Origin of the sequence: Bacteroides sp. 3_1_23, from assembly GCF_000162555.1 — a bacterium.
GTDB lineage: Bacteria > Bacteroidota > Bacteroidia > Bacteroidales > Bacteroidaceae > Bacteroides > Bacteroides ovatus.
This window is the reverse complement of the sequence record NZ_GG774955.1, coordinates 1,010,560-1,020,455: the sequence shown is the minus strand read 5'-3', so window position 1 is coordinate 1,020,455 and position 9,896 is coordinate 1,010,560. Positions and strand designations below refer to the sequence as shown.

General features: G+C 38.6%; 6 protein-coding genes. All 6 read right to left on the bottom strand.

The window, feature by feature from the left end:
• The coding region (locus HMPREF9010_RS02885) for a BT_3987 domain-containing protein (RefSeq protein WP_008651279.1) at positions 1 to 1,383 on the bottom strand (1,383 nt) is incomplete at its 3' end.
• Between the two features lie 12 nt (positions 1,384 to 1,395).
• On the bottom strand, positions 1,396 to 2,346 hold the full coding sequence (locus HMPREF9010_RS02890) for a glycoside hydrolase family 18 (RefSeq protein ID WP_008651278.1): 951 nt from the start codon (positions 2,344 to 2,346) through the stop codon (positions 1,396 to 1,398).
• A gap of 43 nt (positions 2,347 to 2,389) precedes the next feature.
• Positions 2,390 to 3,997 (bottom strand): RagB/SusD family nutrient uptake outer membrane protein, encoded by a 1,608-nt coding sequence (locus HMPREF9010_RS02895; protein ID WP_008651277.1) that lies wholly within the window; start codon positions 3,995 to 3,997, stop codon positions 2,390 to 2,392.
• A gap of 19 nt (positions 3,998 to 4,016) precedes the next feature.
• The gene (locus tag HMPREF9010_RS02900; RefSeq protein WP_008651276.1) at positions 4,017 to 7,358 is read right to left on the bottom strand and encodes a TonB-dependent receptor; all 3,342 of its coding nucleotides are present in this window, start codon (positions 7,356 to 7,358) and stop codon (positions 4,017 to 4,019) included.
• A 264-nt stretch (positions 7,359 to 7,622) separates the two neighbouring features.
• Positions 7,623 to 8,570, bottom strand: a complete 948-nt coding sequence (locus HMPREF9010_RS02905) for a glycosyl hydrolase family 18 protein (protein WP_032852917.1) — start codon at positions 8,568 to 8,570, stop codon at positions 7,623 to 7,625.
• A gap of 127 nt (positions 8,571 to 8,697) precedes the next feature.
• A complete protein-coding gene (locus tag HMPREF9010_RS02910; protein ID WP_008651271.1) occupies positions 8,698 to 9,624 on the bottom strand; it encodes a FecR family protein in 927 nt (308 codons plus the stop codon).
• Positions 9,625 to 9,896 lie beyond the last annotated feature (272 nt).

The following is a 9,896-nucleotide window of genomic DNA, read 5'->3' as shown; positions in this document are numbered from 1 at the left end:
TTTCCAATCCACCATCCTATATTGCGATTTATCTCTCAAAGGATTTTCTCCTTTTTCATATAATGGAATAACCAGACTTCCATAACATTCCGGTGCCAGCCCTATAATAGGTTTACGAGTATATTCACTATAAGGATGCTCTGCGTCCCATGGTTCTATAATCTGTACCACTTCTTTTCCACTATCATACGCATGCCACGCATAGTCTATATACTTACCTACCTCAATGCCGCCACATCGATTTACATCATAAAAATATTCAGTAGCTTCTCCTTTATCAACAACTGTCAGCAACTTTTCAGGAAGTGCATCCCGCAATGCTTTTATTAGTTTAGGATAAGAGACTGTATTCATAGCAAACATACCTTCCTTGTTATAAGTACTCACTTTGTCCCAGAGATTTATTCCATCCAAACGATAAAGTTCTACCACATTTTTCACCTGTTGAACAAAATCTGCAAGCTGCATATCGTTTAAATTACAAAAGCCAAACCCTTTATTACCATTTTCAATGCTAAGACATACTTTACGTCCGTGTTCCTGAAGCGGACGAATAAACTTATCCGCCTTTTCCAACACATCACGTATGTCACTACTCAAATTGAGCAGTGCACGTCCTGTTGCAGACTCATAGTCCATTGTCACAATTCGTAGATTCACGATACTACCTATATTATGTAAAGTTTGAGTATAATCTATCTGATTAATTTTTTGAATTCCATAAACATCAGCTATCAACGGTTGATAAGTTGAAGTATTCACATAGAAAACAACAAATGCATCAGGTAGCATTGGCGGCATATCTATTTGTTCATACTGGTTATTAGGATAACAAGTCGTTATTCTTTTCCGAATATTCACAATATAATAAAGCACCTGTTTCTTAGTATCCACTTTTACTCCAGCAGGTATTTCTTCCATAGTTAATGGCAAAAGATATGAAGTATCAGTATTCAGTCCGGCTGTGGATATAGTAAATTTGATTTTGGCAGATTTTTGTTCTCCAGTATCTATTGAAAGAACTCCGCCATTTTCGAACTGCACATTCCCAGCCGGCAATGTATTCAATTTGGAATTGTTTTCCTCATTATAATCTTCTACAAGCTTCTCGTTTACAACGGCTGTGACAGTCAACCTGCTTCCGGCTGATTGTGACAGTGAATAGAATATTTCCTCTGTGGCAGATTCGTCCCCTTCCGTCAACTCAATAAATGCTTTATTAGTCAATGTAGTTGTGTTACGCAGGGCACCTGCAATATTATCCATAGCCGTCTCGTCAGGCATTCTGTCCGCATTCATTGAGATAGTCTCTTCGGTACACCCTGTTACTCCTATTTTCAGTAACAATACTAATATAAAATGTATGATAAGATTCTTTTTCATATTAATTCTTTTTTATTTCGATGGGTTCATTAGTTGAATAGCCGTTCGTGTAATCTCGTAATTCCTTATCGGGCTATAATAATCATTGCCTATAGCATAAATTCCCAATCCAGCTAATGGACCAAGAGCAACCACACGGTCAGTCATTAAAGTTACAGCCTCTTGTTTTACACCAGTCTCATCAATTACTTGTCCGCCCATTTGAACAGATAACAATAATTTATCTTTAGACAATAAACTATTGGCAAGAATCCCCGTCACCTGCAATTTCAAATCGGTAACATTAGTCAACTCTGCAGTATTCAACACAATATAATTCAATTTGTCAAAGTCTGCTTCATCAACGAAAGCCGGATTTCCTTCCAATACCAATAATTTATCCTGTCCCGTAGCAGTAGATAATTTAGAAACAATCAGCCGTGATTTCTCTTTATACGATGCCAATTCAGCATCAGTTCCATTATAGAGCGGAAGACCGGTAAAAGCAAATCCGTCCAGATTGAGTTCGGCCGACGTAGCAATTTCTTTATCCAACCAACTATTTAATGCCGTGATATCTGTTAAGGAAGAGGCGTGAGCTACATAATCTATCAAATAAAGCACCCGGATACTCTTTTCCTGCAATAGAGGGATATCCTCCCGATCATAATCAGAGATTTGGTGAGAATTACCCAAGGTCACAATATCCAACGAATCCGGCAATGCCCGAAGATAACTACCTTCATTTAGCGATTTTTCCGGAGAATTATCAAAGTGCGCATATGACAAGTAATGTTCACTTTGTTTGTAGGTACGTAATGCCTGCATATAACGCGCCCATAGTTCCGGATTCTGTTCTTTCGCACTATTAATATCAATATCTACAATTTCAGGTTCATTCCAGTCATCACAAGCAACAGGCAATAAAAAAGCCGTTAAAAACAGAAGACTATAAATGAATTGTTTATATATTATTGTTTTCATATAAATTCTTTTTCATTCTTTTATTCGTATTCAAACTCTCTCGTCAATTGAGATAAGATTTCTTATCCCACCACAATCTCGTTCCCCCATTGTCAGGACCTCCTAACATACCTATCGCCAAATTGATATTCGAAAGATTTTCAGTATATTCTGTAGGCGGATACCACAAACGACGGATCATATGCTCGGAACTGATGCTACCACCACTTTTGTTTTCTATAACCGGCATAAGATGAGGATATCCTGTACGGCGGAGTTCACTCCATGACTCAACACCTAAAGGGAAATTAGCAATCCATTTTTGAGTGATGATACGTTCAAGATTACGTTCAAAATTATCCGCACCATCTTCCCAAGCAATAGTAATAGTACTTCTCGGACCTTCCCAATCAGTATAGGCAAATGTCGGATCATTGTACGCTTCCGGAGTGTCAGTCGAATTCTCCGCATAGGTTTCAGAGCCCGACAGACCATATTGTTCAAAAGAAAGGGCTATCGCCATATTATATAAATCTTTAGCTTCCCCACCCATATTCCAGCCTCGCAAGGCACCTTCGGCACGTAAGAAAGTGATTTCTGCGGCATTCATCCATAAAAAAGGACTGGTACTGCTGATAATCGGTATGCTGTATGCATTTACCATCTCATCCTTGGTAGTCACATCAATGCCAATACGAATACCCGCGTATCCATCAACCTCTTGCGGTTGGAAGTTTTCATCATATACAGTCATTTTCACTGTAGTGAACATCTTTTCCCGACGCGGATCTTTATAACCATTCATATATGAGATAATATCAGCCCCCGCACGCTGGTCATTCCAGTCATTAAAAATCATAGCAACCCTATTTTCTTCCACTTTCAAGAAAGCGTTATCATTTATTTCCGTCATTACGCCTGCCGTTACAGCTTCTTCGGCTATTCGTTGTATTTCCGCCTGCATTTCCGGTACATAAGTCAAGCGCATGGCCATACGCAATTTGAGTGAATTAGTAAATTTGAGCCATTTGGAAAGATCGCCTTGATATACATCATCAAATTTACGAAAAGCTTCCGCACTCAAATTGAGATTATCCCTAAGGACATCACTCACTTCGTCCAATTCACTGAACATTTGCTTATATACCTCTTCCTGCGAATCATAAGGTACGGTAAGAGAAACCTTACCTGTTTTAGAAATGATTTTTGAATAAGGAATCGGACCATACATATCTGTCACACGCTGCATGATGACCACACGAAACAGTTTCCCCAGTGCCAACGCCACAGGATCGTCTGTTTTATCCAACAAGTCCCGATAAAACGGATAAGTACGGGTGACTAAATCTGAAAAAGGAGCTTCTTGCCAATCTATTGGCGGATTATACGTTTCAAACTTAGCCGTCCATTCTACAGTACAACCAATGTAACCGGCAAATGCACCTGCGCCAAGTGCTTCAACAAACTGATAGAGATGTTCTTCCGTAGGAATCACCAACCCTTGTAATCCTTTAAGACTGGCGCCTACGTTATAACTTTCACGCCCCAACTCTTCTTTGTCAACCTGATAATCCTTCCGGTTGATTTTATCGAAATTATCCGTACAAGCGTAACCAACAATAAGCAATAGCGCTAGCGAAAGCAATTTTATGATAGATGTTATATATTTCATAGTAACTACTTTTTATCTGTTAAAAGTTGATTTTCACATTCAAACCGACATTACGGGTACTCGGCAACATGAAAAAGTCGATCCCTTGATAATAGTTACCAGTCGTTGCAACGGCTTCCGGATCAAAAGGAGCTTTATTATAAATCATACAGAGATTGCGTCCCACAACAGACAACTGAATATCGCACACATCATGCAACCATTTACGTGGAAGCGTGTAACCGATAGCCGCCTCCTGCAATCGAATATTGGTAGCACTATAAGTATAATACTGTGGCAGACCACTTTGTGAACCAATAGCCGTGAACCATGTCTGCGCATCCACCCTATTACGTCCATTCACTAATACCCCACCATTATCACGGGCAACCGCCGAACTTTCAGATACCCCATATTGATCCATGGCCGCTGCAGTAGCCGAATAAACAATACCACCTATACGTGCAGTAACTAAAGCACTGATATTAAACCCTTTCCATGAAAACTGATTGTTCCATGCCAAATTACATTTAGGGAAAACACTTCCTAATTTAATATCAGGTCGATTATTCACTGTTACTAATGTACCCGCAGGAGAAATTTCTACCATTCCATTGTCGTCCCGCTTCAAATCAGACTGTGTGTAAAGGTCACCCAGCGAACCTCCTGTTTTCAATATGAATCTGGCCTTTCCGAGTCCGCCTACATCCAGCCGATCTTTATTTATAGGCTCACCAGTCTCCGGATGTATATAGTCCTTTACCAATTCTATAATTTTGTTCTTGTTATGGCTTAATGTAAAATTACTTTGCCAGCGAAAATCTTTCTTCCATGTATGTCCGTAACCAAATGAAAGCTCTACTCCTTGGTTACGTACATATCCTGTTTGAAGGTAGATGGTGGTATATCCGGATGACACGGAAATTTTCGGATCGAACGTCTGATTAAACGTATTAGCCAAATACCATGACAAACTGAGATTAAAGTCCTTGAAAAGCCGCATATCCAAGCCAAATTCCCATGAATCGGTCCGTTCAGGTTTAAGGTCACCAATGGGATAATGTGTTTTCGGCTTCCACGTTTGAGTAGTTTCGTCATACTCAAAAGTAGGCGATGTCAAGTTACGAGGATAAGGCATACCCACCGAACTAAACGAACTGCGCACTTTCAGATAATCAACGAAAGAAGGTAGTTTCACCATCTCAGAGACGACAGCCGAAAGTCCAATTGACGGGTAAAAGAAACAAGTAGAAGATGAGTTTGCCAACTGTGACGCCCAGTCATTACGTCCGGTCAGCGTAAGATAAAGCATACTCTTCCACCCTACTTCAGCACTGGCAAATATAGACTGCGTCTGTTCTTCCCATTCATCCTGACGTGCTTTTTTCTGCGTATTGTCAAGATCAAACACATTAAAAACATTGGGAATACCATTGGCACGTATCGGCCCACGATAACTCAATTCGTCATACTTATTATCTACGATGCTCGCCCCGATATTGACCACAATAGAATAATCCCCCAAACGTTTATTTATATTTGCCAACGCATCAGCATACACTTGTGTTTCGTCAGGTTTAGATATAGCATAAAATCCCTGCGCACTACCTTCAGTAAGAGTAGTATTGGAACTTGCATATAATTTTTGTTCATATTTGGTACTGGAATTATCAACCCGAACACGCCCTGAAATATTCAGCCAGTCTGTAATATCATAACTTAAAGAGGCAGACAGCATATAACGCTTCTTGTCATTCGTCCGTAAATTGCGATAAGCGATCCAATAAGGATTCTGCATCCGCAAGTCTCCTTCCCCTTGAGGCCAAAACATGGTTTTAATCTTACGGGCCGGATCCCAACGTTCGAACACTTTTATCAAATTAAAGTCGTCGCCACGTGGAAACAAATAAACAGGAACTATCGGATTTGAGTAAGCACCTTGATTAGTCATATTGCGGTCATTCTGAATAATATAACTTGCACCTACATCAAGCTTCATCCTGTCATTCAGAAAGTTTGTAGTGTTACGGAAGGTGAAATTAAAACGGTTGTAACGGTTGTTCGGTACAATCCCTTCCGAATTAACCGCAGCAGCAGAAAAGAAGGTCTGATTCTTATCTGTTCCCGTTGATAATGTAACGGAATTGGTATAAGTTATCCCCGTATCAAAGAAATCACGTGGTTCATAGTTTCTACGAGATGCGTCATTTAATAAAGTCCCCCAACTCAACGTAGTAGAATTACCTGCTTTTCCCGAACTGCCTGTACCATAGCGATTTTGAAAATGTGGAAGTACGAATGGTTTAGCGAATTCGGTATTACTAGACACAGAAACCTGCAATTTACCAACTTTGCCACGTTTCGTATTAATAACGATGGCTCCATTTGCCGCATTACTTCCGTAAAGGGCGGCAGCTGCTGCTCCAGTCAGCACTGAGATACTTTCAATGTCATCCGGATTGATGTCGGCAATGCTCTCAGTCACTCCCTGTGAACCATTCTCCATACTACCGCCACCTCCGAAATTAAACATGGGAATACCGTCAATAACATACAATGCATTACTGCTTTGTTCTATCGACTTTGTACCACGCATCACCACCTTGCTAGCTCCACCTACTCCTGAAGAACTACTGTTGATATTAACTCCTGCGACTTTGCCATTCAGGCTATTAATAAAGTTTACATCCTTGACATTTGTCAACTGGTCGGATTTTACCTGTTGTACATTGTAACTCAGAGCCTTTTGTTCCCTCTTGATACCCAAGGCAGTTACAACGACTTCATTTAGCGCCTCTACGTTAGCAGACATTTGTATATTGTATACATTCTTATCTGCTATTTTTACATAAGACGAAATATAGCCAATATAAGTAAAGCTTAATATACTACCTATAGAAGCTTTTATGACGTACTTACCCTCCAAATCAGTAACAGTTCCATCATCAGTCCCTTCTACCCGTATATTTACTCCTATCAGAGGTTCATTTTTCTCATCAACAACCCTGCCTGTTACCTGTTTAATAACCACAGCTCCTGTTTTGGGTTGAGGAATAATATTAATATAATTTCTTTTAATTCCATAAGTAAATCCTGTTCCTTTAAGGATAATCGAGAGGGCTTTTTCCAAATCAATATTTTTCAAATTGAGATTGATAGCCGGTTTATCAATTAATTGCGAATCGTTATATCCTACTGAAAGCTTTGATTGCTTCTCCACTTCTTTCAGTGCTTCAATAACAGTTATATTTTCTTTTTGAATAGTAATTTTCATACCACTTTGGGCAAAAGCTGTAGCTTGTATTACAACCATAAATAAAAACAACACAAATCTTATCCCTTTTGCCTTCTTATCATTTTTCAATGTATAACTGTGTAACATGAATTTTAAGTATTAGTTTGCTAACTTTTTTATTCGCAACACATGTCTATCTGTTTTAATTTTCGATTTCATATCCAAGGCAGAAAGATTTCTGGCATAGATACTTTTTCACATATATCTTTATTATTAAGCAGTGCCTATCAACAAATGAAAGGCATCTGCAGTTTGTATATTCAGGTTAATTTATAAAAGACCGGAAGTGTCCTTCTCTGAAAGTCTATCACTTCCAGTCTTCAATTCATTCACATGGAGCGTCCTGATATCTTAATAATTCTTCGCATAGATAGTCGTCGTACGAGATACGGTCTTGCCTCCCCAAACTCTTGAAGCAAAGTTATTCATTAAGCTTGTTTGACCGGACTCGCGTAGATTGAACATCATAATGGCGCCATAGCCACTATAATTTGCAGCGCTACTTTGTATCACACCTGCACTTGGCCTACCATCCGTACAGTGTATTGACATCTTTGCCCATTTGCTATTCCCTAATCCGGCCGGAGTACTCCAATCCGCCCCGAAATCAGGCCACATGTAACTAATGGCATTCATTGTAGTCGCATCAAAATTTGTATAACCACCAAAACTGAATACTGTAATCAGTTTATCAGGCAACAACTGACGCACTCTTTTTACAAGATTTCCAAAAATCGTAGTACTTGGTGAAGGTAAATTAGAAGGTGCCTTCCAATAGTCTGCATATTCATCATCAAAATCCACACCATCTAAATTGTATTGCTTAACACAAGCGGCAATCTGTTGTGCAAAACTTTCAATCATGGCCGGTGTCAAGTTACAGAACCCCACTCCGGTGTGATCACCCAACAGCCCTAAAGAGACTCTGATACCTTTCTGTTGTAAAGGAGCGATAAGCGTACCGGCATTGGTCAATATATGAGACTGATTATTGTTATGATACAATTGAACAGTACTAGCCGCACCCCGAATATTAGAAGCAAACAGAATCACATTATCAATCACCTGCTCTTGCGGATCCGTACCTGTAAAATAGTACTCTCCTGCATTTAGAGGATTTACATCATTAGTTTCAATATAAGTAGTCAACTTCGGCATCTTGTCGCTGACGCCGCGAGTAGTTGGCGAAGTACCTTGTTGTTGTGCCTCTCCCATGTAGTCATCACTACTGCAACCTATGATCAAAGTTCCTGCCACCATTGCTACAACGAGTAACAAGAAGTATTTCAAATTTTTCATATAGTATTACTTTTTATATGGTTACTATTTCGCTTAGGTAATGCGTTCTAAAAGCTTAATAATTCCTCCTTTCTCCGTTTTAGTTATTCGACATACCTTCCACCGCTTTAACTTTCTAATATCAAAATTATTTCTGCATAATATAGCATTTATCATGTTCTATCTTAAAACATAAATCTCCTGCTACATCAACAATAACATCCATAACTTCAGACAAAAGTGGATTATCTTTAAACCTGAAACTATAACGATCATTCTTTAAGCTATGCTGATTATAAAAGAACTTACAATCGTACTTACGTTCCAATATCGTTATAATCTCCGTTATAGTCTTTCGATTAAATACCAACTCACCTTTTTGCCATGCTGTCACATCTTTCATATCAGGATAAGTCAGAGTATCTTGACGGCTCTTCCTATTATACACCAATTGTTCATTTGGCTTAAGCAACTTCTTTTTGCCCAAGTCGTCAAATTCCACAAGAACACTCCCTGTTATTAGAGTTGTAAAAACATTATTATCTTCAGTATATGCGGATACATTAAACTCGGTTCCCAAAGCTGTTATTTGAAAATCATTGGTTTTGACAATAAACGGTTTGTTTTTATTAGCTTTTACTTTAAAATTAGCTTCGCCAATTAGAAAAACACTACGGTACTTTCCTGTAAATTGTTCGGGATATAATAACATACTCCTCGAATTCATGCTTACCCGACTTCCGTCAGGCAAAAAAAATGTCTTCATCTGAGTGCCCGATATGCATTGCTGAGTTATTCCTGAATCGTCTTTTTCTGCCTTACAAAGCAGATATCCTAAAGATATAGATACTATTAATAATATAACAGCTACCGATTGCCACAATCGCATAAACAGTTTTTTATCGGACTTTTGTTGAGGTTGAACATGTGTAAGATTGTTATCTAACTTCCAACGTTCCAATGATTTCTCCAAGTCGAATACTTTTCCTTTTTTTCTTGCTTCTAGATAAAGCTCCTGTAATGCTTCATCCTTTTCTTTTTCATATTCATTATCAACCAACCACCTGTAAAACATTTGATTTGTTTGTTCCGAATAATTATGTCGGGCAAAAAGGGATAATATTGGTTCTTCGTCAAATTTGGTGGTAATCTCTTTTTTATTTCAACTGTCTTCTTCTTTCTTAATCCTATTAAAAGTTGTAGATATGTTTGCTTTTTAGTAACTTTAAAGACACCACATCATTAAGAGTTACAATGCAACAAGTCATATCTACAACGTACAAATATACATCAAAAAAAGAAAATGCTCCTACAAATAGGGGATTATTCCATGATTTCAGATTCAGT